At 57.9% G+C, this 26227-nt stretch carries 25 protein-coding genes and 2 tRNA genes; 4 read left to right on the top strand and 23 right to left on the bottom strand.

The window, feature by feature from the left end; genetic code table 11:
* Positions 1-16 precede the first annotated feature (16 nt).
* The 10 genes from nusA to rlmE all read right to left on the bottom strand — a co-directional run bounded on the left by nusA (position 17) and on the right by rlmE (position 8591).
* Entirely contained in the window at positions 17-1498 is a 1482-nt protein-coding gene (nusA, locus tag ACYZT2_RS05190; protein WP_008024459.1) for a transcription termination factor NusA, read from the bottom strand.
* 47 nt (positions 1499-1545) lie between these two features.
* Positions 1546-2004: a ribosome maturation factor RimP gene (gene rimP / locus ACYZT2_RS05185; RefSeq protein WP_010463487.1), complete on the bottom strand. Its 459-nt coding sequence runs from the start codon at positions 2002-2004 to the stop codon at positions 1546-1548.
* 138 nt (positions 2005-2142) lie between these two features.
* Positions 2143-2219, bottom strand: a tRNA-Met gene (locus ACYZT2_RS05180).
* 96 nt (positions 2220-2315) lie between these two features.
* Positions 2316-2401, bottom strand: a tRNA-Leu gene (locus ACYZT2_RS05175).
* A gap of 22 nt (positions 2402-2423) precedes the next feature.
* Positions 2424-2807, bottom strand: a complete 384-nt coding sequence (gene secG, locus ACYZT2_RS05170; RefSeq protein ID WP_060541200.1) for a preprotein translocase subunit SecG — start codon at positions 2805-2807, stop codon at positions 2424-2426.
* Between the two features lie 4 nt (positions 2808-2811).
* The gene (tpiA, locus tag ACYZT2_RS05165; protein ID WP_461970673.1) at positions 2812-3567 is read right to left on the bottom strand and encodes a triose-phosphate isomerase; all 756 of its coding nucleotides are present in this window, start codon (positions 3565-3567) and stop codon (positions 2812-2814) included.
* A gap of 66 nt (positions 3568-3633) precedes the next feature.
* The gene (gene glmM / locus ACYZT2_RS05160; protein WP_461970671.1) at positions 3634-4971 is read right to left on the bottom strand and encodes a phosphoglucosamine mutase; all 1338 of its coding nucleotides are present in this window, start codon (positions 4969-4971) and stop codon (positions 3634-3636) included.
* A gap of 16 nt (positions 4972-4987) precedes the next feature.
* The gene (gene folP, locus ACYZT2_RS05155; protein WP_461970669.1) at positions 4988-5839 is read right to left on the bottom strand and encodes a dihydropteroate synthase; all 852 of its coding nucleotides are present in this window, start codon (positions 5837-5839) and stop codon (positions 4988-4990) included.
* Between the two features lie 8 nt (positions 5840-5847).
* Complete coding sequence (gene ftsH / locus ACYZT2_RS05150; protein ID WP_461970667.1) at positions 5848-7758, bottom strand: ATP-dependent zinc metalloprotease FtsH; 1911 nt, start codon at positions 7756-7758, stop codon at positions 5848-5850.
* 200 nt (positions 7759-7958) lie between these two features.
* Positions 7959-8591 carry a 23S rRNA (uridine(2552)-2'-O)-methyltransferase RlmE gene (gene rlmE, locus ACYZT2_RS05145; RefSeq protein ID WP_003177853.1) on the bottom strand — a complete coding sequence of 211 codons (633 nt, stop codon included), beginning with the start codon at positions 8589-8591 and terminating at the stop codon, positions 7959-7961.
* Positions 8592-8696: 105 nt separating this feature from the next.
* Between rlmE and ACYZT2_RS05140 the strand changes: the two genes are divergently transcribed.
* A complete protein-coding gene (locus ACYZT2_RS05140) occupies positions 8697-9005 on the top strand; it encodes a YhbY family RNA-binding protein (RefSeq protein ID WP_007900503.1) in 309 nt (102 codons plus the stop codon).
* Between the two features lie 9 nt (positions 9006-9014).
* Here ACYZT2_RS05140 and ACYZT2_RS05135 read toward each other — a convergent pair whose 3' ends face one another.
* The 8 genes from ACYZT2_RS05135 to grpE form a co-directional block, all read right to left on the bottom strand.
* Positions 9015-9419 carry an MFS transporter gene (locus ACYZT2_RS05135; RefSeq protein ID WP_461970664.1) on the bottom strand — a complete coding sequence of 135 codons (405 nt, stop codon included), beginning with the start codon at positions 9417-9419 and terminating at the stop codon, positions 9015-9017.
* Between the two features lie 28 nt (positions 9420-9447).
* On the bottom strand, positions 9448-9924 hold the full coding sequence (gene greA, locus ACYZT2_RS05130) for a transcription elongation factor GreA (protein ID WP_007942892.1): 477 nt from the start codon (positions 9922-9924) through the stop codon (positions 9448-9450).
* The gene (gene carB / locus ACYZT2_RS05125; protein WP_461970662.1) at positions 9921-13142 is read right to left on the bottom strand and encodes a carbamoyl-phosphate synthase large subunit; all 3222 of its coding nucleotides are present in this window, start codon (positions 13140-13142) and stop codon (positions 9921-9923) included. Before carB ends, greA begins: the two co-directional genes overlap by 4 nt.
* Positions 13143-13259: 117 nt before the next feature.
* Complete coding sequence (gene carA / locus ACYZT2_RS05120; RefSeq protein ID WP_461970660.1) at positions 13260-14396, bottom strand: glutamine-hydrolyzing carbamoyl-phosphate synthase small subunit; 1137 nt, start codon at positions 14394-14396, stop codon at positions 13260-13262.
* 259 nt (positions 14397-14655) lie between these two features.
* Positions 14656-15462 carry a 4-hydroxy-tetrahydrodipicolinate reductase gene (gene dapB, locus ACYZT2_RS05115; RefSeq protein ID WP_461970658.1) on the bottom strand — a complete coding sequence of 269 codons (807 nt, stop codon included), beginning with the start codon at positions 15460-15462 and terminating at the stop codon, positions 14656-14658.
* Positions 15463-15472: 10 nt separating this feature from the next.
* The gene (dnaJ, locus tag ACYZT2_RS05110; RefSeq protein ID WP_030128088.1) at positions 15473-16597 is read right to left on the bottom strand and encodes a molecular chaperone DnaJ; all 1125 of its coding nucleotides are present in this window, start codon (positions 16595-16597) and stop codon (positions 15473-15475) included.
* A gap of 297 nt (positions 16598-16894) precedes the next feature.
* Positions 16895-18811, bottom strand: coding sequence for a molecular chaperone DnaK (dnaK, locus tag ACYZT2_RS05105; RefSeq protein ID WP_461970656.1), 1917 nt, complete (start codon positions 18809-18811; stop codon positions 16895-16897).
* 102 nt (positions 18812-18913) lie between these two features.
* Positions 18914-19480 carry a nucleotide exchange factor GrpE gene (grpE, locus tag ACYZT2_RS05100; RefSeq protein WP_007900531.1) on the bottom strand — a complete coding sequence of 189 codons (567 nt, stop codon included), beginning with the start codon at positions 19478-19480 and terminating at the stop codon, positions 18914-18916.
* 241 nt (positions 19481-19721) lie between these two features.
* Between grpE and recN the strand changes: the two genes are divergently transcribed.
* Positions 19722-21395, top strand: a complete 1674-nt coding sequence (recN, locus tag ACYZT2_RS05095; protein ID WP_461970653.1) for a DNA repair protein RecN — start codon at positions 19722-19724, stop codon at positions 21393-21395.
* A 74-nt stretch (positions 21396-21469) separates the two neighbouring features.
* Here recN and fur read toward each other — a convergent pair whose 3' ends face one another.
* Positions 21470-21874 carry a ferric iron uptake transcriptional regulator gene (gene fur / locus ACYZT2_RS05090; protein ID WP_003197684.1) on the bottom strand — a complete coding sequence of 135 codons (405 nt, stop codon included), beginning with the start codon at positions 21872-21874 and terminating at the stop codon, positions 21470-21472.
* Positions 21875-21971: 97 nt separating this feature from the next.
* Here fur and ACYZT2_RS05085 point away from each other — a divergent pair, with 97 nt between their 5' ends.
* Entirely contained in the window at positions 21972-22499 is a 528-nt protein-coding gene (locus tag ACYZT2_RS05085) for an outer membrane protein assembly factor BamE (RefSeq protein ID WP_310660936.1), read from the top strand.
* Positions 22500-22560: 61 nt separating this feature from the next.
* Here ACYZT2_RS05085 and ACYZT2_RS05080 read toward each other — a convergent pair whose 3' ends face one another.
* Genes ACYZT2_RS05080 through ACYZT2_RS05070 form a run of 3 tightly spaced genes read right to left on the bottom strand, consistent with a single transcriptional unit; the run spans position 22561 to position 24713 of the window.
* Positions 22561-22875, bottom strand: coding sequence for an RnfH family protein (locus tag ACYZT2_RS05080; RefSeq protein ID WP_461970651.1), 315 nt, complete (start codon positions 22873-22875; stop codon positions 22561-22563).
* Positions 22868-23302: a type II toxin-antitoxin system RatA family toxin gene (locus tag ACYZT2_RS05075; protein ID WP_454833915.1), complete on the bottom strand. Its 435-nt coding sequence runs from the start codon at positions 23300-23302 to the stop codon at positions 22868-22870. Before ACYZT2_RS05075 ends, ACYZT2_RS05080 begins: the two co-directional genes overlap by 8 nt.
* Before the next feature lie 7 nt (positions 23303-23309).
* Complete coding sequence (locus ACYZT2_RS05070) at positions 23310-24713, bottom strand: sodium-dependent transporter (RefSeq protein WP_461970648.1); 1404 nt, start codon at positions 24711-24713, stop codon at positions 23310-23312.
* A 118-nt stretch (positions 24714-24831) separates the two neighbouring features.
* On the opposite strand from ACYZT2_RS05070, the gene smpB reads away from it, so the two are divergent.
* Positions 24832-25314, top strand: coding sequence for an SsrA-binding protein SmpB (gene smpB / locus ACYZT2_RS05065; RefSeq protein ID WP_007900551.1), 483 nt, complete (start codon positions 24832-24834; stop codon positions 25312-25314).
* 111 nt (positions 25315-25425) lie between these two features.
* Here the strand turns inward: smpB and ACYZT2_RS05060 are convergent, their stop codons facing one another.
* Positions 25426-26193, bottom strand: coding sequence for an FCD domain-containing protein (locus ACYZT2_RS05060; RefSeq protein ID WP_461972993.1), 768 nt, complete (start codon positions 26191-26193; stop codon positions 25426-25428).
* Positions 26194-26227: the final 34 nt, after the last annotated feature.

Here is a 26227-nt window from a genome sequence, read left to right as displayed (position 1 = left end):
CTCAGGCCGCGCCTAATTACTCGAACCAATGGGCTCGGGCGGCCATGATCAACTTGCCGGCACGATCATCGTCAATGCCGTCGATGTCGAGCAGGTCGTCAATAGACTGCTCGGCCAGGTCTTCGCGGGTAATTACGCCGCGCACCGCCAGTTCCATCGCCAAATCCTTGTCCATACCCTCAAGCGAGAGCAGGTCTTCGGCCGGATGGGCGTCTGCCAGCTTTTCCTCAGTAGCGATGGCTTTAGTCAACAAACGATCCTTGGCGCGAGCGCGAAGCTCGTTGACGGTTTCTTCGTCAAAGCCGTCGATGTTGAGCATTTCTTCCAACGGTACGTAGGCAATCTCTTCCAGGCTGGTGAAGCCTTCATCTACCAGCACCTGTGCCAGGTCTTCGTCGACTTCCAGCTCGTCGATGAAGTTGCGCAGGATGTCGCCGGTTTCTGCTTGCTGCTTAGCCTGGATGTCCGATTCGGTCATCACGTTCAGGGTCCAGCCAGTCAACTGGCTAGCCAGACGCACGTTCTGACCACCCCGACCAATGGCCTGAGCCAGATTGTCTGCGCCAACGGCGATGTCCATTGCATGGGCATCTTCGTCAACGATAATTGCCGCCACTTCAGCCGGCGACATTGCATTGATCACGAACTGAGCCGGGTTATCGTCCCACAGGACGATGTCCACGCGCTCACCGCCCAACTCGCCGGACACTGCCTGGACGCGCGAACCGCGCATACCGATGCAAGCGCCTTGCGGGTCAATGCGTTTGTCCTTGGAGCGGACCGCGATCTTGGCGCGCGAACCCGGGTCGCGGGACGCAGCCATTACTTCGATCAGGCCTTCAGCGATTTCCGGCACTTCAATGCGGAACAACTCGATCAGCATTTCCGGCGCGGTACGCGACAGGATCAGCTGCGGACCGCGGTTCTCGGTGCGGATTTCCTTGAGCAGCGCACGCAGACGCACGCCAACCCGGAAGGTTTCGCGAGAAATGATGTCTTCGCGAGCCAGCAACGCTTCAGCGTTGTTGCCCAGGTCGACGATCACGTTGTCGCGGGTCACTTTCTTCACGGTGCCGGAGATGATTTCCCCCAGGCGCTCGCGATAGGCATCAACGACTTGAGCGCGCTCGGCTTCGCGAACTTTCTGCACGATGACTTGCTTGGCAGTCTGTGCAGCAATGCGGCCGAACTCGATGGACTCGATCTTTTCTTCGACAACGTCACCGACCTGGGCGCCAGGATGCGTTTCCGCAACCTTGCTCGGCCAGGTTTCGATGGCCGGATCGTCCAGGTCTGCTTCTTCGACGACCGTCCAGCGACGGAATGTCTCGTAAGCGCCGGTGTGGCGATTGATTTCCACACGCAGATCGACTTCGTCCTCGAAACGTTTTTTGGTAGCAGTGGCCAGAGCCAGCTCCAGCGCTTCAAAAATTACGTTTGCCGGTACGCCCTTTTCATTGGATACCGACTCAACAACCAGCAGTACTTCTTTGCTCATCGTACGCCTCGCCTTTCGCAAGCCATTGGATCCGCGGGATCCGCGTCTCAGTCAAAACTGGGAATAATGTTGGCCTTGTCGATCATATCGATCGGCAACAGGAATTCATGGTCTTCAACCTGCACCACGACGTCCTGCTCTTCTACACCGCGCAGAAGGCCCTGAAAGTTGCGCCGACCTTCAAAAGGCGAGCGCAGCTTGATCTTCACTTGTTCACCGGCAAATTTTGCAAACTGCTCAATAGTGAACAGTGGGCGTTCCATGCCAGGCGAGGAAACTTCAAGGGTGTATTCAACGGCGATCGGATCTTCAACATCCAGTACACCGCTGATCTGACGGCTGACGATGGCACAATCGTCCACCAGCACGCCGCCCTCTTTATCAATATAAACGCGCAACATTGAGTGGCGACCTTGAGCCGAAAACTCAATACCCCAGCATTCATAGCCTAGGGCCACGACCACCGGGGCCAGCAAGGCCTGCAACTCTTCTAGCTTGCTCGACACCTGAACCCCCTCGTGCATGTATGTGCATGCTGTGCAAAATAAAAAAATGGGCGAAACGCCCATCCTTGAAACGCCGTTGAACAGCGGCGTTGAAAGTGTCCAGCTAACAAAAAGCCCCTTAAAAGGGGCTCCTTAAACTGGTTGCGGGGGCCGGATTTGAACCGACGACCTTCGGGTTATGAGCCCGACGAGCTACCAGACTGCTCCACCCCGCGACAAAGCTGGGGCGGAAGTATACGACCGATCCCTGACAGGGTCAATGTAACCTTCCACCTACAAGAAAGCCCGCAACAGCGGGCTCTCCTGATAATTGGTACCGAGAAGGGGACTCGAACCCCTACACCCTATGGGCACAACCACCTCAAGGTTGCGTGTCTACCAATTCCACCACCTCGGCAATACTACGTTTGAAACCCTTCTTACTTCTGCTCTTGAGCTGGAGGCACGTCAGTCGCTGGAGTAGCCGACTTTTGCTCTTGAAGCACCGGGACATCATCAGAAGCCGGTTGTTGCTTTGGAACTTCCAACACTGCTGGATTTGGCAAACCTACTTGAGTCAGCTCTTGAGCCTTCTCTTTAGCAAAGTAACCTAACCCTAAGCTGGTTATGAAGAAACCGGCGGCAAGTATAGCAGTAAACTTACTAAGAAAGGTAGAGGAACCTTGGCTTCCGAACACAGTATTTGAAGCACCTGCTCCGAAAGACGCGCCAGCATCCGCACCTTTACCCTGCTGCAGCAAAACCAGAGCAACTACGCCCAATGCACCCAGCAGATGAAAAACGACTACGACTGTTTCCAGCATTTTTTCAGTTTCCCGCGGCGCGACAAATCGCACCGAACTCATCTGCATTCAGGGAAGCTCCACCAATGAGCCCCCCATCGATATCCGGCATGCCGAACAGTTCGACCGCATTGGCCGCCTTCACGCTGCCGCCGTATAGAAGCCGCACACCTTGCGCGACCTCAGAATTCTCTGCCGCCAACTGAGCGCGAATGGCTGCGTGCACATCCTGCGCCTGTTGCGGCGAAGCAGTCAGCCCGGTGCCAATGGCCCAGACCGGCTCGTAAGCGATTACTGCCTTTGCAAAGACACCTACACCCAGCTCCTCAATGATACTGCCAAGCTGACGCCCGACAACCTCAAGAGTTTTTCCAGCTTCGCGCTCTTCGAGGGTCTCCCCTACGCACAACACCGGAATCAAGCCACATGCCTGCGCCGCTGCGAACTTGCGAATCAGCATTCCATCCTGCTCGCCCATTATCTGGCGGCGCTCGGAGTGCCCGACAAGCACCAGGGAACAACCTGCATCCACCAACTGACTCGGCGCAATTTCACCGGTCAATGCACCTTGCATGGATTCCACTGCAGAATTCTGCGCACCGACCGAAATCGACTCACCTTTCAAGCCATCAATCACTTGATTGATATGCAAGCAAGGCGGGAATACCGCGACATCAACACCGCTCGGCAAGGCCAGATGATTAAGGCCGTTGATCAGCTCAGCGACGCTGGCGCGGGTACCGTGCATCTTCCAGTTACCAGCTACCATAGGGCGACGCATGCTGTACCTCGTCGGTCAAAGTGGGCGCAGATGTTACCCAACACAATCATGGCTGGCAAGCCGAAATCAGACAGAAACTTCAGTTACCAGTTTTGCCAGCTCTTCGGCGTAACCGCGAACCTGCGTTTCGTCCTCGCCCTCGACCATGACCCGCACCAGCGGCTCTGTCCCGGACTTGCGTAACAGTACGCGCCCACGACCGGCCATCGCCTGGGTGACACGGTCACTGGCTTCCTTGACGGTCGGATGTTCGATCGGATTCGCACCACCGCCAAACCGGACATTGATCAGCACCTGAGGACACTTGCGCAGCGCCTGACGGGACTGAGCCAGGCCTTCTACGCGCCTCTTCAGCGCCATCAACACCTGCAACGCGGCAATGATTGCATCACCGGTGGTGGTGTGACTGAAGCAGACGATGTGCCCCGAGTTTTCTCCACCCACCTGCCAATCGCGCTCCAGCAACTCGGAGATAACGTAACGGTCGCCTACGTTGGCGCGCACAAAAGGAATTGCCAGATCCGCCAGAGCCAATTCCAGCCCAAGGTTACTCATTAGCGTACCGACCACGCCGCCCTGCAACTTGCCGCGCTCTTGCAGATCGCGAGCAATGATGAACAACAACTCGTCGCCGTCGACGACAGTGCCAGTGTGATCGACCATCTGGACCCGGTCACCATCACCGTCAAAGGCAATACCCAAATCGGCGTGCTCGGCCAATACAGCAGCCTGCAGCGGCTCCATATGGGTCGAACCGCAATTCTCATTGATGTTCAGGCCATTGGGATGAGCAGAAAGCACAACGACATCAGCCCCCAGCTCACGGAACACACTCGGCGCCACTTTATAGGTCGCACCGTGGGCACAGTCGATCACGATCTTCAGCCCGGCAAAACTGGTGCCGGTCGGGACGCTGCTTTTGCAGAATTCGATATAACGGCCCGAGGCATCGTTGATTCGCGATACCTTGCCGATCTTGCTCGACTCAACCACGGTCATCGGGGTGTCGAGCAGCTCTTCGATCATCAGTTCGACTTCATCCGGAAGCTTGGTGCCCTTTCCGGAGAAAAACTTGATGCCGTTGTCGTCATGAGGGTTGTGCGAAGCACTGATCACGATGCCGGCTTCGGCATGAAAGGTACGTGTCAGATAGGCGATGGCCGGTGTCGGCATCGGCCCCAGGAGCATCACATCAGCACCTGCCGAAGTCAGCCCGGCCTCAAGCGCGGATTCGAACATGTAACCGGATATCCGGGTATCCTTGCCCACGAGCACCTTGCAGGCACCCATGCTGCGAAAAGCCATGCCGGCCGCCCAGCCAAGCTTGAGCATGAAATCAGGAGTAATCGGGTATTCACCGACCCGACCACGAATGCCGTCGGTGCCAAAGTATTTTTTGCTCATAAGTACTCCATCATTCTTATTCGGCTGATTCTACGGCGGCGATCATCCGCACCACATCGACGGTTTCGGCCACATCATGGACGCGCAATATACGCGCCCCCTTGATTGAAGCCAGTGCCGCGAGCGCCAAACCGCCATACAGGCGCTCTCCCACCGGCCGATTCAAGGCTTGCCCGATCATGCTCTTTCGCGAAACCCCGACCAACAGGGGCCGCCCCAAGGCATGCAAGGCCTCCATATGCTTAAACAGGCTCAGGTTGTGCTGCAAGGTTTTCGCGAAGCCGAAGCCCGGATCGAGAATGATCCGCTCAGCGGGAATGCCCACCGACGCGCACTGAACCATGCGTTCGGCGAGAAACTCGCCGACCTCTTTCGTCACATCCTGGTACTGCGGATTGTCCTGCATGTCGCCCGGCTCGCCGAGCATATGCATGAGACATACCGGCAAGCCAGTGGCCGCCGCAGCATCCAGGGCTCCGTCTCGGCGCAACGAACGCACATCATTGATCAAACCCGCCCCCAGCCTAGCGGTTTCACGCATGACCGCCGGCGTGGAGGTATCGACCGAGATAATCACATCGAGTTCACGATGAATACGCTCGACGACAGGCGCTACACGCTCCATCTCTTCAAGGGGTGAAACCGCCCTGGCACCGGGCCGGGTCGATTCGCCACCAACGTCGATCAGCGTCGCACCAGCCGCCACCATCGCCTCGGCGTGGCGCAGGGCCGCATCGAGCTGACTGTATTGGCCACCATCGGAAAAGGAGTCGGGAGTGACGTTGAGAATGCCCATGACATGCGTCTGGGCCAAATCAAGAACCCGGTTGCCGCAAGGCAACCGGGTCGAGGACTGAACAGAAGTCATTTCAAACCTTATACGTCAGCAGCCGGGCCACCGATTGGTGTTTCCGGACGCCCATCCTGCACCGCCGGAGGCGTACCGGAAGTATCGCTGCTGCCAGACCAGTCGCGAGGCTCGCGAGGCGTACGACCCGCCATGATGTCATCGATCTGATCGGCATCGATCGTCTCGTACTTCATCAAGGCATCTGCCATGGCATCGAGCTTGTCGCGGTTGTCCGTGAGGATCTGCTTGGCCGTGCCATAGCACTGGTCAATGATGCTGCGTACTTCGGAGTCGATCAGTTTGGCTGTCTCGCCGGAGAAGCTGGCATGTTGACCACCGCCGCCACGACCAAGGAACACTTCGCCCTCTTCTTCGGCGTACATCAACGGGCCGAGCTTTTCCGACAAGCCCCACTTGGTCACCATGTTCCGTGCGATCTGGCTGGCACGCATGATGTCGTTGGATGCACCGGTGGTGACACCGTCGAAGCCCAGGGTCATCTCTTCAGCGATACGACCGCCGTACAGCGAGCAGATCTGACTGATCAGCGCACGCTTGGACAGGCTGTAGCGATCTTCTTCCGGCAGGAACATGGTCACACCGAGCGCACGACCGCGCGGGATGATCGACACCTTGTAGACCGGGTCATGCTCAGGTACGACGCGACCGACGATGGCGTGGCCAGCTTCGTGATAAGCAGTGTTCTGCTTCTCTTTCTCGGACATGACCATGGATTTGCGCTCGGCACCCATCATGATCTTGTCTTTGGCCAGTTCGAACTCTTTCATCTCGACGATGCGCTTGCCGGTACGGGCTGCGAACAACGACGCCTCGTTCACCAGGTTGGCCAGGTCGGCACCGGAGAAACCAGGAGTACCACGCGCGATCACGGCCGGAGCGACGTCGTCACCCATTGGCACTTTGCGCATGTGGACTTTAAGAATCTGCTCGCGACCACGGATATCCGGCAGACCGACCACGACCTGACGGTCGAAACGGCCCGGACGCAGCAATGCAGGGTCCAGTACGTCGGGACGGTTGGTCGCTGCGATGACGATGATGCCGTCATTCATTTCGAAACCGTCCATCTCCACCAGCAACTGGTTGAGTGTCTGTTCGCGCTCATCGTGACCGCCACCCATACCGGCACCACGATGGCGACCGACGGCGTCGATTTCATCGATGAAAATGATGCATGGCGCGTGTTTCTTCGCCTGCTCGAACATGTCACGAACACGACTGGCACCGACACCGACGAACATTTCGACGAAATCAGAACCGGAAATGGTGAAGAACGGCACTTTGGCTTCGCCGGCAATCGCCTTGGCGATCAAGGTTTTACCCGTACCAGGAGGACCGACCATCAGCACGCCACGAGGAATGCGGCCGCCCAAACGCTGGAATTTGCCCGGATCGCGCAGGAACTCGACCAGCTCGCCAACTTCTTCCTTGGCTTCGTCGCAACCGGCAACGTCAGCCAATGTGGTTTTCACCTGATCTTCGGAGAGCAGGCGCGCCTTGCTCTTGCCGAAGCTCATCGGTCCGCCCTTGCCACCGGCACCGCCCTGCATCTGCCGCATGAAGAACATGAAGACAGCGATGATTACGAGGATCGGGAAGCTTGCGACCAGGAGTTGAGTCCAGATGCTTTGCTGCTCAGGCTGCTTGCCTTCGACTACCACGTGGTTATCCACGAGGTCGCCGATCAGGCCATTGTCCTGGATCGCCGGACGAATGGTCTTGAAGCTGTCGCCATCGTTGCGCTTGCCGGTAATCACGTAGCCATCAACCGCTACGCGCTCGACCTTGCCATCCTTGACCTGCTGGATGAAGTCGGAATAGTTGAGGGTCTGCGGCTCGTTAGGGCTGGAGAAGTTGTTCATCACCGTCACCAGGACAGCCGCGATGATCAACCACAGGATCAGATTCTTTGCCATATCGTTCAATTAACTACCCTCTGAAGCAAGCTCCGCTAATGGCGCGTGCTTCGCATGATATTCACCGGCCTAACTTACTACATTACCTACGGCTCTGGCAGGCGCCGTCTGTAACCCTTTGTGAAACACTTTCTACACAATATTCGCTAATGCTCACGGGACGAAATACGAAAAACCTATCGCCCCGGTCGAAAAACCTTTTATTCCTCACTGCGACCACGGAAACCACGGCCCAGCAGGTACTGCTCACGGGAGCGATCACGCGACGATTTCGGCTTGCGCGTCGTGACCTTCTCGAACTGCTTGCGAACACTTTTGTGGTATTCGTCGAAGCCTTCACCCTGGAAGACCTTGATCAAAAAATCACCACCTGGCTTCAACACCCGAGTCGCAAGATCCAGTGCCAACTCGCACAGGAACATCGATCGCGGCATATCAACAGACGCCAATCCACTCATATTGGGGGCCATATCGGAAATCACAAGGTCCACCTCGTTTTTTCCGACCGCTTCGAGGATCTGCGCCAGTACGGCGTCCTCGGTGAAGTCGCCCTGAATGAAGGTCACATCCGGGATGCTGTCCATTTCCAGGATGTCGGAAGCGATCAGTGTGCCTTGCCCACCAATCAGACGACTGGTCACCTGGGACCAGCCACCCGGGGCGGCGCCCAAGTCGATCACGCTCATGCCCGGACGGATCAAACGATCCCTTTCCTGAATCTCCAGCAGCTTGTAGCTGGCACGGGAGCGATACCCGTCTTTTTGCGCCATTTTCACGAATGGGTCGTTGAAATGCTCTTGCAGCCATTTAAGACTTGTCTTGGAACGGGCCACGGGCCACCTCGAAAATAAAACGGGTCGTGATTAACTGGGCGGTCCCGGACTCGCTCGGGTAAACTGGCCGCCGCTTTTTACAAGATCAGACGCAGGGGTCAGATTATGCCGCTCACTCAAGAGCAGAAGAAACAGTACAAATCCATTGGCCACCATCTGAAACCAGTTTTGATTGTGGCTGACAACGGTTTGACTGAAGGTGTGTTAGCCGAACTTGAACGCGCGTTGGCGGATCACGAGCTGATCAAAATCAAGCTCAACATCCTCGATCGCGAATCGCGCCTGGCAGCCATTGCAGAACTCTGCAAGGCCGGCAAAGCCGATCTGGTTCAGGTCATCGGCAAGATGGCACTGATTTACCGCAAGAACTTCAGCGTCAACAAGCAGCTGTCGAACGTCCATCGCTTCAAGTGATGACAAGGGTCAAGGGTGTGCTTCGCGCACCCTCACACTCCATCCCGGCACCGGCTGCATCACCAGCACCAGCCCGGAAAACCCCAGAACAAGATAGCTGAACAGCTGCCAATGCGCCGCCTGCGGCCAGCCGACGTGGACCGCGAAATACATCGCGCCCCCATACAGCGCCATCATCAGCAGTTGCCCACGAATATCGCGCCATAGACTGCCAAGGCCCTTGGCCTGAACCAGCACCAAAGCCTGAAGAATCACACACGCTGTGGCAAACCCCACCATCAGCGTATTCAGCATGCCTGCAATTTCGTCGATCAGCAGCGGTGCCAGGCCTATTCGCCCCAGCACCGGCAGCAGACCGATATGCAACAGCCACAGGCCGCCAACCCACAACATTTGGGTCAGCTGCCAAAGCATGGCGCCCGCGCGTAGGGGGCGCCTTCTTTCAGAGGTGGCGAACTTCGACAATCTCGTACTCGATAACGCCACCCGGCGTTTTCACGGCAACCACATCACCCTCTTCCTTGGCAATCAAGGCGCGGGCCAATGGCGAACCCACCGAAATCTTGCCGAGTTTGAAGTCAGCCTCATCCTCACCCACGATGTGGTAAGTGACGCGCTCATCAGTCTCGACGTTGGCGATTTCAACAGTAGTGCCGAAAATCACTTTGCCGGTATGAGGAATGGTCGTGACATCGATGATGACCTGATTCTGAATCCGGCCTTCAATGTCACGAATCCGCGCCTCGACCATACCCTGCTGCTCGCGAGCAGCGTGGTATTCGGCGTTTTCCTTCAAGTCACCCAACTCGCGGGCCGTACCGATGTCCTGGCTAAGCTTCGGACGGACGACCTTGGTCAGGTGAGCGTGTTCTTCTTCCAGGGCTTTCGCGCCCTGGACGGTCATAGGGTATTTGATCATGCCTTCAATCCTGCGTGTAAATCCTGCAAGCGGCGGACGGTCTTCTCGGGACCGAACTTCAGCGCTTCGCAGATAGCTTCGCCAGCAGCAATGGTAGTAGTGCAGTAGATCTTGTGCTGCAGGGCATTGCGACGAATGGAGTAGGAATCGGCGATCGACTGGCGACCTTCGGTGGTGTTGATGATCAGGGTGACTTCGTCATTCTTGATCATGTCGACCACGTGCGGACGACCCTCGGTCACCTTGTTCACACGACGCACTTTCAGGCCTGCGGCTTCGATCAGCTTGGCAGTACCGGCAGTGGCAACCACTTCGAAGCCCAAGTTGATCAGATCACGGGCCACGCCTGCAACCAGTGGCTTGTCATCGTCACGCACGCTGATGAACGCGGTACCGCCAGTCGGCAGCACTTCGCTGGCACCCATCTGGGCTTTGGCAAAGGCTTCGCCGAAGGTGTCGCCCACGCCCATCACTTCACCGGTGGACTTCATCTCAGGGCCCAGGATCGGGTCCACGCCAGGGAATTTGGCGAATGGGAACACCGCCTCCTTCACGCTGTAGAAGTTCGGGATGATTTCTTTGGTGAAGCCGATTTCTTTCAGGGTTTTGCCAGCCATGACGCGAGCCGCGATCATTGCCAGGGAAACACCGATGCACTTGGACACGAACGGAACGGTACGGGAAGCGCGCGGGTTGACTTCGATGACGTAGATGTCTTCGCCTTGCAGCGCCAACTGAACGTTCATCAGGCCGACAACACCCAGTTCCAGGGCCATTTTCTTGACCTGTTCGCGCATCTCGTCCTGGATATGAGCAGGCAGCGAGTACGGCGGCAGGGAGCACGCGGAGTCACCGGAGTGAACGCCGGCCTGCTCGATGTGCTGCATGATCGCGCCGATCACCACGTCGGTGCCGTCGCAGACCGCATCCACGTCCATTTCGATCGCGCAATTGAGGAAGTGATCGAGCAGCACGGGGCTGTCGTTGGACACTTTCACCGCATCACGCAGGTAGCGCTTGAGTTCTTCTTCTTCGTAGACGATTTCCATCGCGCGGCCGCCCAGTACGTAGGACGGACGAACCACCAGCGGGTAACCGATCTTGGCCGCGGCACGAATCGCTTCGTCTTCGCTGCGCACGGTGGCGTTTGGCGGCTGACGCAGGTTCAGACGCTCAACCATTTGCTGGAAGCGCTCACGGTCTTCGGCACGGTCGATGGCGTCAGGGCTGGTGCCGATAATTGGCACGCCGGCTTCTTCCAGGGCACGCGCCAGTTTCAGCGGGGTTTGGCCGCCGTACTGGACGATCACGCCTTTCGGCTTCTCGACGCGGACGATTTCCAGTACGTCTTCCAGGGTCACTGGTTCGAAGTACAGACGATCGGAGGTGTCGTAGTCGGTGGAAACGGTTTCCGGGTTGCAGTTGACCATGATGGTCTCGTAACCGTCTTCGCGCAGAGCCAGTGCCGCGTGTACGCAGCAATAGTCGAACTCGATGCCCTGGCCGATACGGTTTGGACCGCCGCCGAGGATCATGATCTTGTCGCGGCCCGACGGCGCGGCTTCGCACTCTTCCTCGTACGTCGAGTAGAGGTAAGCGGTGTCGGTGGCGAACTCGGCCGCGCAGGTGTCAACGCGCTTGTAGACCGGGAAGATTTCCAGCTTGTGGCGGTGACGACGCAGAGCCTTCTCGGTCACGCCCAGCAGCTTGGCCAGACGCATGTCGGAGAAACCTTTGCGCTTGAGGCGGAACATCAAGTCGTGGTCGATGCTGGCCAGACCCAGGGTCTTGACCTTCTCTTCTTCCTTGATCAGGTCTTCGATCTGCACCAGGAACCACGGGTCGATCATGTTCATGCCGAAAATATCTTCGACCGACAGGCCGGCGCGGAACGCGTCAGCGACGTACCAGATACGCTCGGCGCCGGGCACGGTCAGTTCGCGCTTGAGGATGCTCATGCTTTCCGGGTTGCTCAGGTCGAGCTTCTCGTCCAGGCCGCAAACGCCCACTTCCAGACCGCGCAGGGCTTTCTGCAGGGATTCCTGGAAGGTCCGGCCGATGGCCATGACTTCACCGACCGACTTCATTTGAGTGGTCAGGCGCGCGTCGGCTTTCGGGAATTTCTCGAAGGCGAAGCGTGGCAGCTTGGTGACGACGTAGTCGATGGACGGCTCGAAGGATGCAGGAGTAGCGCCGCCGGTGATTTCGTTCTGCAGCTCGTCCAGGGTGTAGCCGATCGCCAGTTTGGCAGCGATACGCGCAATCGGGAAACCAGTGGCTTTCGAGGCCAGTGCCGAAGAGCGGGATACACGCGGGTTCATCTCGATCACGACCATACGGCCGGTGTCCGGGCAGATGCCGAACTGGACGTTGGAGCCGCCGGTTTCCACGCCGATCTCACGCAGTACCGCCAACGAGGCGTTACGCATGATCTGATATTCCTTGTCCGTCAGGGTTTGTGCCGGAGCAACGGTGATCGAGTCACCGGTGTGCACGCCCATCGGGTCAAAGTTTTCGATCGAGCAAACGATGATGCAGTTATCCTTCTTATCGCGGACAACCTCCATCTCGTACTCTTTCCAGCCGATCAGCGATTCGTCGATCAGCAGCTCTTTGGTCGGCGACAAATCCAGACCGCGAGCGCAGATTTCTTCGAACTCTTCACGGTTGTAAGCGATACCGCCACCGGTGCCGCCCATGGTGAAGGACGGACGAATGATGCACGGGAAGCCGAGCTTTTCGAGGACCGCGTTGGCCTCTTCCATGCTGTGGGCGATACCCGAACGCGGGCAGTCCAGACCAATGGATTTCATCGCCTTGTCGAAGCGCGAACGGTCTTCGGCCTTGTCGATGGTGTCAGCGTTGGCACCGATCATTTCTACGCCGAACTTCTCCAGAACGCCTTCGCGCTCCAGATCCAGGGCGCAGTTCAGAGCGGTCTGGCCGCCCATGGTTGGCAGCAGCGCGTCCGGACGCTCTTTCTCGATGATCTTGGCAACGGTCTGCCACTTGATCGGCTCGATGTAGGTGGCGTCAGCCATGTCCGGATCGGTCATGATGGTCGCTGGGTTGGAGTTCACCAGGATGACGCGGTAACCCTCCTCGCGCAGGGCTTTACAGGCCTGGGCGCCGGAGTAGTCGAATTCGCAGGCCTGGCCGATCACGATCGGGCCAGCGCCGAGAATCAGGATGCTTTTAATGTCTGTACGTTTTGGCATGGGTTGTCACTCAAATCCGCAGGTCAGTCGGCAAGCCGTCTTGTTCAATCTCTGAAGCCTTGAGGGGGCCACCGGTTTCGGGACCGCCCTCAGGCTTCGCTACATCAGGGCGAGCGATTAGCGTCGCTTGGCCATCTCGTTGATGAAGCGATCAAACAGTGGCGCTACGTCGTTCGGGCCGGGGCTGGCTTCAGGGTGACCCTGGAAGCTGAAGGCGCTCTTGTCGGTACGCTCGATGCCTTGCAGGGTGCCGTCGAACAGCGATTTGTGGATCGCCCGAACGTTGCCTGGCAGGGTCGCTTCGTCTACCGCAAAACCGTGGTTCTGGCTGGTGATCATCACCACACCGCTGTCCAGATCCTGGACCGGGTGGTTGGCACCGTGGTGGCCGTGACCCATTTTCAGGGTCTTGGCGCCGGAGGCCAGAGCCAACAGCTGGTGACCGAGGCAGATGCCGAACACCGGAATCTCGGTTTCCAGAACGTCCTTGATTGCCTGAATCGCGTAGTCGCATGGCTCAGGGTCGCCCGGGCCGTTGGACAGGAACACGCCGTCCGGCTTCAATGCCAGCGCTTCGGCGGCCGGCGTCTGTGCAGGCACCACGGTCACGCGGCAACCACGTTCGACCAGCATGCGCAGGATGTTCAGCTTGACGCCGTAGTCGTAAGCCACCACGTGGTATGGCAGCTCGGAGGCATCCAGAGTCGCGTGGCTGTCGGTTTTCAGATCCCAGACAGTCGAGCGCCACTCGTACTGCTCTTTGGTGCTGACGACTTTTGCCAGGTCCATGCCTTTGAGGCCAGGGAAACCCTGAGCGGCGGCGATGGCGGCTTCTTCGCAAATGTTGTCACCGGCCATGATGCAGCCGTTCTGTGCGCCTTTCTCACGCAGGATGCGTGTCAGGCGGCGAGTGTCGATACCGGCGATTGCCACCACATTGTTGGCTTTCAGGTAATCGGACAGTGACATCGTGTTGCGCCAGTTGCTCGCAACCAGTGGCAGGTCACGGATGACCAGGCCAGCGGACCAGACGCGGTCGGACTCGGCGTCTTCCGGCGTGGTGCCGGTATTGCCGATGTGCGGGTAAGTCAGGGTAACGATCTGTTGGGCGTAGGAAGGATCGGTAAGGATTTCCTGATAGCCGGTCATTGCGGTGTTGAACACCACCTCACCAACGGTTTGACCGTCGGCTCCAATGGCTTCGCCGCGAAAAATGCTGCCATCAGCAAGGGCGAGTATGGCTGGCTTAGTCAAGAAGACCTCCCGTAAATAAAGCCTGAAAGGGCGATCGCAGGTTGTAAAAAAGCGGAGTGACGTATGGACACGTCACCCCGCTTCTTCACCGAATTATTCTGCGCGCTTTTAGTGGACACACTAAAGCTGTAGCTTACAGAAAAAGGCATTTTTGGTCTACCGCCAATGAGCCCTAAAGGCCGGAGAATGCGACAGGACGTCGCTTGGCAGTTTAAAACCGGGCCCAAACGCTATGTTTGAACCCGATTTCGGGCACATCTTACCGCAGGTCGAGCACGTCTTGCATGTCGTAAAGGCCTGGCTCACGACCGTCCAGCCACAAAGCTGCACGTACCGCACCCTTGGCGAAGGTCATGCGACTGGATGCCTTGTGAGTGATTTCCAGTCGCTCGCCTTCACAGGCGAACAGCACCGTATGATCACCGACCACATCACCACCACGAACAGTGGCAAAGCCGATCGTTTCACGCTCGCGCGCACCGGTGTGACCTTCACGACCATAGACCGCAACCTTCTGCAGATCACGATCCAGCGCGCTGGCGATCACTTCGCCCATGCGCAGAGCCGTGCCTGAAGGCGCATCGATCTTGTGTCGATGATGGGCCTCGATGATTTCGATATCAGCCTCTTCGCCCAGCACACGAGCCGCCATATCGAGCAGCTTCAGCGACAGGTTTACACCGACACTGAAATTGGCCGCGAACACAATCGCAATATCCTTGCTCGCCTCGACCAGCAACTGCTTCTGCGCGGCATCCAATCCAGTCGTGCCGATCACCATGGCCTTACCCGCCTTACGGCAAAACGCCAGGTTGTTCAGCATGACTTCCGGGAGCGTGAAATCGATCAACACATCGAACTCATCAGCCACCGCACCCAGCTTGCCGGACAGCGGCACACCGATTCGACCCAGCGATGCCAGCTCACCAGCATCCACGCCAATTAACGTGCTGCCAGGGCGCACAATGGCTGCCGTGAGGCCAGTCAACGGCGCGCGTTGCTGCACCGCCTCGACCAGGATTTTTCCCATGCGCCCGGCAGCGCCCATCACAGCAATACGTCGCATGCCTGTCTCCTTACAAATCGCCGAAGAAGCGCTTCACGCCTTCGAACCAGCCGGTGGTTTTCGGCGAGTGACTATTGTCGTCCGCCAGGGAGCTGCGGAACTCCTCCAGCAATTCGCGCTGACGACGACCCAGGTTGACCGGGGTTTCGACCGCAACGCGGCACATCAGGTCACCAGCACCGCCGCCGCGAACCGGCGCGACGCCTTTACCGCGAACACGGAACTGCTTACCAGTCTGAGTCCCTTCAGGGATCTTCAGCTTGACCCGACCATCGAGGGTCGGAATCTCCAGCTCGCCGCCCAGCGCTGCGTCGACGAAGCTGATTGGCACTTCGCAGAACAGGTGCTTGCCGTCACGCTGGAAGATCGCGTGCTCGCGCACATTGATCACCACGTACAGGTCGCCGGTCGGACCACCCTGCGCACCCGCCTCGCCTTCGCCGGACAAGCGAATACGGTCACCGGTATCAACACCGGCCGGCACTTTCACCGACAGGGTCTTGTACTCTTCGACACGACCTTCGCCGTGGCAGGAATCGCACGGATCGGAAATGATCTTGCCCTGGCCATGGCAACGCGGGCAGGTCTGTTGCACCGAGAAGAAGCCCTGCTGCATGCGGACCTGACCGATACCGCCGCACGTTGGGCAAGTGATCGGCGAGGAGCCTTTCTTGGCACCCGAGCCATCGCACGGCTTGCAGTTGACCAGTGTCGGAACGCGGATATTCACGGTCGTGCCGCGCACCGCTTCTTCCAGGTTCAACTCCAGGGTGTAACGCAGGTCGCTGCCGCGCTGAGCGCCGCCACGAGCACCGCCGCGACCGCCACCGAAGAAGTCACTGAAGACATCGCCAAAGATGTCGGAGAAGTTCTGACCGCCAAACCCGGCACCGCCGCCACCCATGCTCGGGTCGACACCGGCATGACCGTATTGGTCATAGGCCGCGCGCTTGCTGGAATCGGACAGCACTTCATAGGCCTCGTTGGCCTCTTTGAACATATCTTCCGACGCTTTGTCATCGGGATTACGGTCCGGGTGGTGCTTCATCGCCAGGCGACGGTAGGCCTTTTTCAGGTCCGCTTCGCTTGAACCACGCTCAACACCCAATACTTCGTAATAGTCACGCTTTGCCATAAGTCTTTGCACTCTTAAGGACGTTCGGCAAACCTCTCCTGAGCCTCGCCAAACTCGTTGAGCCCCAATACAGGCCCGGACCCAACTCACGTCAATTCAACGATCCTGGTCTTTGATTCGATGCGGTACTTTCGACTCGAAAAGCAGGAGCATTTCCGGTCATACCGCCAGCATCCGAGCGTTGTCGCATGCTGTAAAAATTCGCTTACTCCAGACACGCCAACGCGGGAGCAAGCTCCCGCGCGGCGACATCCTACCAGTCACCGCCTGAAGGCAGTCAACCGGGCGACCAACAACTTACTTGTGGTCTTTGACTTCTTCGAACTCGGCATCAACAACATCGTCAGCCTTTTCAGCCGATTCGTCTTTCGGCGCCGCGCCTTCAGCTGGTTGAGCCTGATCAGCGTACATTTTCTGAGCCACTGGCGCGGAGACCTTGGACAGCTCTTCAACCTTGGCTTCGATAGCGGCCTTGTCGTCGCCTTTGATGGCGGTTTCCAGGGCAACTACAGCTGCTTCGATTGAGGTCTTCTCTTCAGCGCTCACTTTGTCGCCAGCATCAGCGACCATTTTGCGCGTCGAGTGAACCAGGGCATCGCCTTGGTTACGGGCGCTGGCCAGCTCTTCGAACTTGCGGTCTTCTTCAGCGTTAACTTCAGCATCGCGAACCATCTGCTGAATTTCTTCCTCGGACAGACCGGAGTTGGCCTTGATCACGATCGACTGAGTCTTGCCGGTAGCCTTGTCTTTCGCGCCGACGTGCAGGATGCCGTTGGCATCGATGTCGAAGGTCACTTCGATTTGTGGCACACCACGTGGTGCTGGTGGAATCTCGGCCAGGTCGAACTTGCCCAGGGACTTGTTCTGTGCGGCTTGCTTACGCTCACCTTGCAGCACGTGAATGGTCACTGCGCCCTGATTGTCGTCGGCAGTCGAGAACACTTGCGATTTCTTGGTAGGAATCGTGGTGTTTTTCTCGATCAGCGCGGTCATCACGCCGCCCATGGTTTCGATACCCAGGGTCAGCGGGCTGACGTCGAGCAGCAGAACGTCTTTCACGTCACCGGCCAATACCGCGCCCTGGATAGCAGCACCCATGGCAACAGCTTCGTCAGGGTTGACGTCTTTACGTGCTTCTTTACCGAAGAAATCGGTCACCAGCTTCTGAACCAGTGGCATACGGGTCTGACCGCCGACCAGGATCACGTCGTTGATCGCACCAATCTCGATACCGGCATCTTTCATGGCGATGCGGCAAGGTTCGATGGTGCGCTGAACCAGGTCTTCAACCAGCGCTTCGAGCTTCGCGCGGGAGATTTTCACGTTCAAGTGCTTGGGACCGGTAGCGTCTGCAGTGATGTACGGCAGGTTCACGTCGGTCGACTGGCTCGAGGACAGTTCGATCTTGGCTTTCTCAGCAGCTTCTTTCAGGCGCTGCATGGCCAGCGGGTCACCCTTGAGGTTCATGCCGCTTTCTTTCTTGAACTCGTCAACGAGGTAGTCGATCAGACGAATGTCAAAGTCTTCACCGCCCAGGAAAGTGTCACCGTTGGTGGCCAACACTTCGAACTGGTGCTCACCATCGACTTCAGCGATTTCGATCACGGAAACGTCGAAAGTACCGCCGCCCAAGTCGTAAACGATCACGGTGTGATCGCCTTTCGCCTTGTCCATACCGTAGGCCAGTGCGGCTGCGGTCGGTTCGTTGATGATACGTTTAACGTCCAGACCCGCGATGCGGCCGGCGTCTTTGGTAGCTTGACGCTGGCTGTCGTTGAAGTAGGCCGGAACGGTGATTACCGCTTCGGTCACTGGCTCGCCGAGGTAGTCTTCGGCGGTCTTCTTCATTTTCTTCAGAATTTCAGCCGAAATTTGTGGCGGCGCCATTTTCTGGCCGTTCACTTCAACCCAGGCGTCGTTGTTGTCAGCCTTGACGATCTTGTAAGGGACCATCTGGATGTCTTTCTGTACGACTTCTTCGTCGAAACGACGACCGATCAGACGCTTCACCGCGTACAGGGTGTTATGCGGATTGGTCACTGCCTGACGCTTGGCCGACTGGCCAACCAGAATTTCGCCATCATTGGCATAAGCGATGATCGACGGCGTGGTACGCGCGCCTTCAGCGTTTTCAATAACTTTGGCTTTGCCGTTTTCCAGCACGGAGACGCAGGAGTTGGTAGTCCCCAGGTCGATACCGATAATTTTGCCCATGTTCACTCTCCCGAAACTTTGGATTTGGATGCCGCAGTAGTGGTGGCTGACTGCGGTAGCACTTAAACGCTTGACTTCTAAATGGGGGCCTTGCGGCTAATTTCAAGCCTGCTCGTCAATCGAAGGCGAAACCGGTGCAGGTGCCTTGCTGACCACGACCATGGCCGGGCGCAGCAGGCGACCGTGAAGCTGGTAGCCCTTCTGAAACACCTTGAGCACGCTGTTTGGCTCGACGTCGGCGCTTTCCTGCATGGCCATTGCCTGATGATGCGAGGCATTGAAGGGTTCGCCTTCAGGATCGATCGCTTCCAGGTGATAGCGCTTCAGGGTGTCCTGGAACATTTTCAGGGTCAGCTCGATCCCTTCGCGCATCGGACGAATGTTTTCGTCGTCAGGGTTGGATAGCTCCAGACCGCGCTCCAGGCTGTCAATAATCGGCAGCAGGTCGCCAGCGAACTTTTCCAAGGCAAATTTGTGAGCCTTTTCAACGTCCTGCTCGGCACGGCGGCGGACGTTCTGCAGATCGGCGGCTACACGCAAAGCCTGATCCTGCGCACCAGCCAATTGCTCTTCGAGCACTTGTACACGAGCCGCCAGGTCTTCACCCGAAGCCTCGGGGCCCTGGTTGGCGTCTAGATTTTGCGTATCCACTGTCTGTTCGTCAGCCATAGATTTCTCCTTCCAATATCGTCCGCGAGCTCAACTCGCGCTTCTGCCCCGGTATATGGGGCCGCAAAATTCAGCTTCAAGGGCTATTTGATGATTAACCCTACAAAAAACAGCTGCATTGTCATTCCTCATTGCGCTAAGGATTTCCTTAAATCAAGCAAATCGACCTAAGAGGGGGCATTGTCAGCCAGAAACAAAACACTGTATAAATAACCAGACCTAAAGCCTGGGAGCGGCCTTTATGCTGGTGCACCTGTCCGTACATAACTACGCCATCGTTGAACATCTCGATCTCGAACTCGATCGCGGGATGAGCGTGATCACAGGGGAAACCGGCGCCGGCAAGTCGATCATGCTCGATGCCCTGGGCCTGACCCTGGGCGATCGCGCCGACAGCGGCGTGGTCCGCCCGGGCGCCGACAAGGCCGATATCCTGGCCACCTTCGACCTGGTCGACATCCCGGAAGCCAGCGCCTGGCTGGCCGAGCGCGACCTCGAGAACGACGGCCCGTGCATTCTGCGTCGAGTGATCACCGCTGAAGGGCGCTCGCGCGGCTATATCAACGGCACCCCCTGCCCCCTCGGCGACCTGAAAGCCCTGGGCGAGTTGCTGATAGATATCCACAGTCAGCACGAACACCAGTCCCTGCTCAAAACCGATACCCACCGCCGCCTGCTCGACGAATACGCCGGCGCCACGGACCTGGCTCGCCAAGTGCAGCTGGCCGCCCAACGCTGGCGCCAGACCCGCCAGGAACTGGAACGCCTCTCCAACTCCGGCGACGAACAGCGCGCGCGTCATCAGTTGCTCAGCTATCAACTCGAAGAACTGGAAAACCTCGGCCTCGGCGAAAACGAGCTGGAGCAGCTGGAACAGGAACACAAGAACCTGACCAACGCCGAAACCCTGCTGGGCATTTGCCGGCAAGTGGTCGAACAATGCAGCGAAAGTGATTCAGGCAACGTACTGAACGCGCTAACCGCCAGCCTTAACCGCCTATCGAGCGTGAACAATTCGATCGGAGCCTTGGGCGAAGCCAGCAGCCTGCTGACCAGCGCGCAGATTCAGGTCGAAGAAGCCGTAGGCGAGCTGAACCGCTTTCTCGACAATTTCGACGCCGACCCGGCCCGCCTTCAATACCTGGAAGAGCGCCTCGATGCCATCTACACCCTGGCGCGCAAACACCGCATCCAGCCGACCGAGGTCGCCGAGATGCAGCAGAAGCTACTCGATGAAATCGAAACCCTGAATGCCAACGACGAATCCATCGAACGACTGAGCGATGAGCTGGCCTCCTACGCCCGCCATTATCAGGAGAAGGCTCGGGAGCTGAGCGACCTGCGGCATCAAGCCTCGAGCAGCCTGGCCAGCGCCGTGGAACAGGAAATCCAGCGCCTGGGCATGCCTGGCGGCCGTTTCACCATCGAACTACGCCCCAACAGCAGCGACGAACTACTGCCCAATGGGCTCGAACAAGTAGAACTGCTGGTCAGCGCCAACCCGGGGCAACCATTGAAAGCCCTGGCGAAAGTGGCATCGGGTGGCGAGCTTTCGCGCATCAGCCTGGCTATTCAGGTGATCACTGCACAAACCTCGCGCGTACCGACACTGGTGTTCGACGAAGTCGACGTGGGTATCGGCGGCCCGACCGCCGAGATTGTCGGCCAATTGCTGCGACGCCTCGGGGAGCGCGGGCAGGTTCTGACCGTGACTCACTTGCCGCAAGTGGCGGCGCAAGGGCATCAACATCTATTTGTACACAAGGTCCGCGGTGAAGACGCCACGCATACGGCCGTCTCCAAACTGAGCAAGACCGATCGTGTCGAAGAAGTGGCGAGAATGCTCGGGGGCATCGATCTCACCAAGGAATCACTGGCTCACGCGAAAAAGATGGTCGTTACCGCGAAAATTTAAGAACGCAGAAAGCACGAAGGCGACCCTGGGGTCGCCTTCGTTCGTTTCGCGAACCTGAAGTTCGCGCGACATGCTTACTTTTTCTTGCGCACGTACAGTACAAGATTGTGATCAACCATCTCGAAGCCATACTTGTCGACGATTGCTTTCTGCAGCCGCTCGATTTCTTCGTCGAAGAATTCGATCACCTCACTGGTTTCGACGTTGACCATATGGTCGTGATGCTTGCCGTCGTCCAGCTCGAAGACCGCATGGCCTCCGTCGAAGTTGTGCCGCACCACAAGGCCTGCTGCCTCGAACTGGGTCAGAACACGGTAAACCGTGGCCAGACCGACGTCCTCACCAGCCTCCATCAGCGCCTTGTAAACATCCTCGGCACTCATGTGGCGTTGCTCGGCGGAATCGAGCATTTGCAGAATTTTGACCCGTGGAAGGGTCACTTTGAGGCCGGCTTTGCGTAGTTCGCTATTTTCAACCATGGTCAGCTTTCTCGCGATGCTGCTTCGCAGCTTCTCTTAATGCGGGTATGATCGGCGTTTACGTTGTCCCAGCCAAGATAGTGGAAGTCGCCCACCGATGCAAAACACCAAGCTCTTGCTAACCAGTTTCACCTTTGTGGGACTGCTCGCACTCGCCGGTTGTTCATTCCCCGGGGTTTACAAAATCGACATCCAGCAGGGCAATGTCGTCACGCAGGACATGATAGACCAGTTACGCCCGGGAATGACCCGCCGGCAAGTACGGTTTATCATGGGTAACCCTCTGCTGACTGACACGTTCCATGCCGATCGCTGGGATTATCTGTACAGCCTGCAACCGGGTGGCGGTGAACGCCAACAGGAACGCATTAGCGTTATCTTCAACCCAAATGATCAACTTGTCAGCCTCTCTGGCGATTTCATGCCGGGCGTGAGCCGCGACGAAGCGATTCTCGGCAAGGACAGTGACACTACCGTGACCACGCCTGCCGAAAACGCCGAGAAGCCGAAGCCGGAAAAACCGGTCAAGCCAGGGTCGTTGCTGGACCAGATCCAGAAGGACGTGGACAACGTGGAAACCATTCCAGTCCCGACGCCAGAACCGCTGGAAACCTCGCCGCAATAGTTTGCGACGCAATAAAAAACCCGGCATGTCCGGGTTTTTTATCGTCTGGCGTTTCACCGGATCACTGATTCCGGGCTTTTGCCTCGGCCGCTTTGGCGGCGCGCAACCGGCGAACTTCTTTCGGATCGGCGAGCAACTGTCGGTAAATCTCGAGGCGATCCCCTGCCTGAACCGGACGATTGGCCGGCTCGGCGATCACTTTGCCAAAGATGCCCACCGGACACCTGGCCAGATCCAACTCAGGGAATTCGCTGTTCAGGCCGGAGCCAAGCAATGCATCCCGCACCGTTGCACCCATCGGCACCGTTACGGTCAGCAACACCTGACGATCAACAGCCGCATACACCACTTCGACCTTGATCACTGCCTCAACCATGCTTCTGTTTCGCACGCTGGCAAAACGCGTCCATCAGCGTATTCGCCGCCTGATTGAACAAAGGCCCCAACGTCGCTCTCACCAGCGGTCCCGAGTAGTCGAACGACAAGTCCAGACTGATCTTACAGGCCTTCTCGCCCAACGGCTTGAACACCCAGACGCCGTGCAACTGACTGAACGGACCTTCCTCTAGGTTCATCTCGATCGAACGCCCGGGCACCAGGGTGTTACGCGTCACGAAATGCTGACTCAGGCCGCCCTTGGCCACACCGACGCTGGCACGCATAAGCTCAGGAGTGCTTTCCAGAACTTCCGCCGACGAGCACCACGGCAGGAATTCCGGATACCGGGCCACGTCGTTGACCAGGTCATAAAGCGCTTGTGCCGGATACGGCAGCAGGGCCGAACGTTGAATGTGTGTCGTCATGTCAGCGTTACTTCCACAGCTGGGCGGCAAACACTACAAGAATGCCGATGGGCGCCACATAGCGCATCAAGAACAGGGACAGGGCGAACAGCACTGGACGGCGGATCGACAATTCGTCGCGCACCGCCTCACGCCCCATCACCCAGCCCGCAAACACCACGAAACACAAACCACCGAGTGGCAACATGATCCGCGAGGTGAAGAAATCGATCACACCGAAGAAGTCCAGACCACCGGCGGCTCCCCATTGATAGAGGTGGAACATCCCGCCTTCGTTCACGAAAAACCTGGCTTCCTTCCAGATATTGAAGGAAAACACGGTGCCCAGACCGACGAACCAGCAGATGAAGGCCAACCAGAAGGTGACCCAAGCGCGGCTTACTTTCGTGCGCTCAACCAGGTAAGCCACCATCGGCTCGAGCAGGGAAATCGCCGAACTCCAGGCTGCAATCGCTACCAGCACGAAGAACACTACGCCCATCAACTGACCGAACGCTACGTTGCCAAAGGCAAATGGCAGACTGACGAACATCAGGCCAGGACCCTCGCTTGGGTTCAGGCCCGCGGCGAACACAATCGGAAACAATGCCAGACCCGCCACCAGGGAGACGAACGTATCGAGCAGTGCCACGCCCACGACGGTGCCGGAAATCGATGAGTTTTTCGGCATGTAGGCACCGTAGATCATGATCGAACCGACGCCCACGCTCAGCGAGAAGAACGCGTGGCCCATGGCGGGCAGCAGGCCTTCGAGCACTTTTTCCGGGTGGAAGTCGAACATGAAATGCACGCCTTCCATGAAGTGGCCGGTGGTCATGCTGTAGCCCAGCAGGACAATCACCATCACGAACAGCAGCGGCATCATGATCCGCAGGCTGCGCTCCAGCCCGGCGACCACGCCCTTGGCGATCACCACGGCGGAGAGGAGCATGAAAATCGTGTGCCAAAGTGTCAGGCGCCACGGATCGGCGATCACATTGCCAAAGTACGCGCCGACCTGATCAGGCGTCGCCCCCTGGAAGTCACCACGGCCCATATCAATGATGTAATCCAGCGACCAGCCGCCGACCACACTATAGAAAGACAGAATCAGCAGCGCCGTGATCATCCCGGCAAATGCGCCCCAGGACCACTTCGCCGAATGCCCCGCTTCCAGCGCCAGGACCTTCAAGGCATTGGCCGGGCTCTGCCGCGCGCGTCGGCCGATCAGGGTTTCGGCCAGCATGACGGGCACACCGATCAGCGCGATACAGGCCAGGAACATCAGCACGAAGGCTCCGCCACCGTAGACGCCGACCATATAAGGGAATTTCCAGATACTACCCAGCCCCACGGCCGAACCGGTCGCGGCGAGTATGAAGACCCAGCGGCTAGCCCAACTGCCGTGGACAGAAACCTTGTCTGTCGACATCGTTATCACGCCCAAGCGTTCAAAAAAGAGGCCGCATTGTCCGGGATTCAATCAACCTGCTCAAGCACGTAGCGATACCGTAGCCGACTCGCTTGCAACTCCCTATAATGCCGCCCCTATGGCTAAACAGAAGAAACACCCAACAGGGACCATCGCGCAGAACAAAAAGGCGCGACACGATTACTTCATCGAGCATAAGTTCGAGGCTGGTCTGGTCCTGGCCGGCTGGGAAGTAAAAAGTTTGCGGGCAAGCAAGCTACAACTGGTCGACAGTTACGTACTGCTCAAGGATGGCGAAGCCTGGTTGCTCGGCAGCCACATTACGCCGCTGATGACTGCCAGCACCCACGTCATCGCTGATCCGACCCGCACCCGAAAATTGCTGCTCAACCGGCGCGAGCTGGAAAAGCTGGCCGCTGCCGTGCAGCAAAAAGGTTACGCCTGCGTATGCCTGTCCTGGTACTGGAGCAAGCACATGGTCAAGTGCGAGATCGCTCTGGGCAAGGGCAAGAAGGAATACGACAAGCGTGATACCGAACGCGAGCGCGATGCCGGTCGCGAGTTGCAGCGTGCGGTGCGAAACAAGGGCAAGGAAGACTAGCTCTTTACCTTGAGATCGCTTTCGCGGGCAAGCCTCGCTCCTACACTGGACCACGCGCCCCTGTAGGAGCGAGGCTTGCCCGCGAATGTCTCACCGCAAACACCCGCCTGATTATATTCCCTTGCGCCGCTCCGCCCGAGCCACGCGCTGCACTTCCTGACGCACCTCTTCCAGTACTTCCTGCACATACAAAATGTGCCGACTGGAAACCTCTCGCGCCTGCTCTGCCCTGCCTTCAATAATCGCCAGATACAACTCTTTGTGCTGCGCGATCAACATGTCGCGGGTTTCGGAACGCTGTTTGTACATGCCACCGATGTTGGTCACAACGTTGCGCTTGAGCAGGTCGAACAAACCACGAATGGTGTGCAGCAACACTGCGTTATGACTGGCCTCAGCGATCGCCAAATGGAATTTTGCATCCGCTGCGCCTTCTTCCACCCGACTCACTTCGTCATGGCGCGAATAGCAGTCCTGCAATTCATCGAAGGCCGCAGTCAGCCGCTCGCGATCCACGTCCGTGGCGCGCAATGCCGCGTAGTAAGCACAGGATGCTTCCAGCGTATGACGAAACTCCAGTAAATCGCGCTGGGCCTCGGGGTTGCTTTCCAGCAGATGCAGCAGTGGATCGCTGAACGTCGAGCCCAGGGATTCCACCACATAGTTACCACCGCCCTGACGGCTGACCAGCAATCCTTTGGCGGCCAGTTTCTGAATCGCTTCGCGCAACGAAGGACGTGACACGCCGAACTGCTCGGCCAACGCACGCTCCGCCGGCAGACGCTCGCCGGCCTTCAATGTGCCCTCGAGAATCATCCCTTCGAGTTGCTCGACAATATCGTCAGACAAACGGCGCTGCCGAATCTGATCAAACCCCATCACTCAATTCTCCACGATCCCGGCGGCTCGCCGG

The organism is Pseudomonas sp. MDT1-85 (assembly GCF_054898065.1).
The sequence above is the reverse complement of the archived record's forward strand: the minus strand, read 5'-3'. Positions and strand labels throughout refer to the sequence as shown.

Excerpts from the sequence above, each read along its gene's own strand:
- dnaJ (WP_030128088.1), bottom strand. The coding sequence starts at position 16,597 with ATGGCAAAGCGTGACTATTACGAAGTATTGGGTGTTGAGCGTGGTTCA.
- ACYZT2_RS05135 (WP_461970664.1), bottom strand. The coding sequence starts at position 9,419 with ATGCTTTGGCAGCTGACCCAAATGTTGTGGGTTGGCGGCCTGTGGCTG.
- dnaK (WP_461970656.1), bottom strand. The coding sequence starts at position 18,811 with ATGGGCAAAATTATCGGTATCGACCTGGGGACTACCAACTCCTGCGTC.
- glmM (WP_461970671.1), bottom strand. The coding sequence starts at position 4,971 with ATGAGCAAAAAATACTTTGGCACCGACGGCATTCGTGGTCGGGTCGGT.
- secG (WP_060541200.1), bottom strand. The coding sequence starts at position 2,807 with ATGCTGGAAACAGTCGTAGTCGTTTTTCATCTGCTGGGTGCATTGGGC.
- ACYZT2_RS05080 (WP_461970651.1), bottom strand. The coding sequence starts at position 22,875 with ATGGTTGAGGCAGTGATCAAGGTCGAAGTGGTGTATGCGGCTGTTGAT.
- folP (WP_461970669.1), bottom strand. The coding sequence starts at position 5,839 with ATGACTTCTGTTCAGTCCTCGACCCGGTTGCCTTGCGGCAACCGGGTT.
- ACYZT2_RS05140 (WP_007900503.1), top strand. The coding sequence starts at position 8,697 with ATGCCGCTCACTCAAGAGCAGAAGAAACAGTACAAATCCATTGGCCAC.
- greA (WP_007942892.1), bottom strand. The coding sequence starts at position 9,924 with ATGATCAAATACCCTATGACCGTCCAGGGCGCGAAAGCCCTGGAAGAA.
- smpB (WP_007900551.1), top strand. The coding sequence starts at position 24,832 with ATGGCTAAACAGAAGAAACACCCAACAGGGACCATCGCGCAGAACAAA.
- ACYZT2_RS05085 (WP_310660936.1), top strand. The coding sequence starts at position 21,972 with ATGCAAAACACCAAGCTCTTGCTAACCAGTTTCACCTTTGTGGGACTG.
- ACYZT2_RS05060 (WP_461972993.1), bottom strand. The coding sequence starts at position 26,193 with ATGGGGTTTGATCAGATTCGGCAGCGCCGTTTGTCTGACGATATTGTC.
- dapB (WP_461970658.1), bottom strand. The coding sequence starts at position 15,462 with ATGCGACGTATTGCTGTGATGGGCGCTGCCGGGCGCATGGGAAAAATC.
- recN (WP_461970653.1), top strand. The coding sequence starts at position 19,722 with ATGCTGGTGCACCTGTCCGTACATAACTACGCCATCGTTGAACATCTC.
- carB (WP_461970662.1), bottom strand. The coding sequence starts at position 13,142 with ATGCCAAAACGTACAGACATTAAAAGCATCCTGATTCTCGGCGCTGGC.
- ftsH (WP_461970667.1), bottom strand. The coding sequence starts at position 7,758 with ATGGCAAAGAATCTGATCCTGTGGTTGATCATCGCGGCTGTCCTGGTG.
- tpiA (WP_461970673.1), bottom strand. The coding sequence starts at position 3,567 with ATGCGTCGCCCTATGGTAGCTGGTAACTGGAAGATGCACGGTACCCGC.
- ACYZT2_RS05070 (WP_461970648.1), bottom strand. The coding sequence starts at position 24,713 with ATGTCGACAGACAAGGTTTCTGTCCACGGCAGTTGGGCTAGCCGCTGG.
- nusA (WP_008024459.1), bottom strand. The coding sequence starts at position 1,498 with ATGAGCAAAGAAGTACTGCTGGTTGTTGAGTCGGTATCCAATGAAAAG.
- grpE (WP_007900531.1), bottom strand. The coding sequence starts at position 19,480 with ATGGCTGACGAACAGACAGTGGATACGCAAAATCTAGACGCCAACCAG.
- fur (WP_003197684.1), bottom strand. The coding sequence starts at position 21,874 with ATGGTTGAAAATAGCGAACTACGCAAAGCCGGCCTCAAAGTGACCCTT.
- ACYZT2_RS05075 (WP_454833915.1), bottom strand. The coding sequence starts at position 23,302 with ATGACGACACACATTCAACGTTCGGCCCTGCTGCCGTATCCGGCACAA.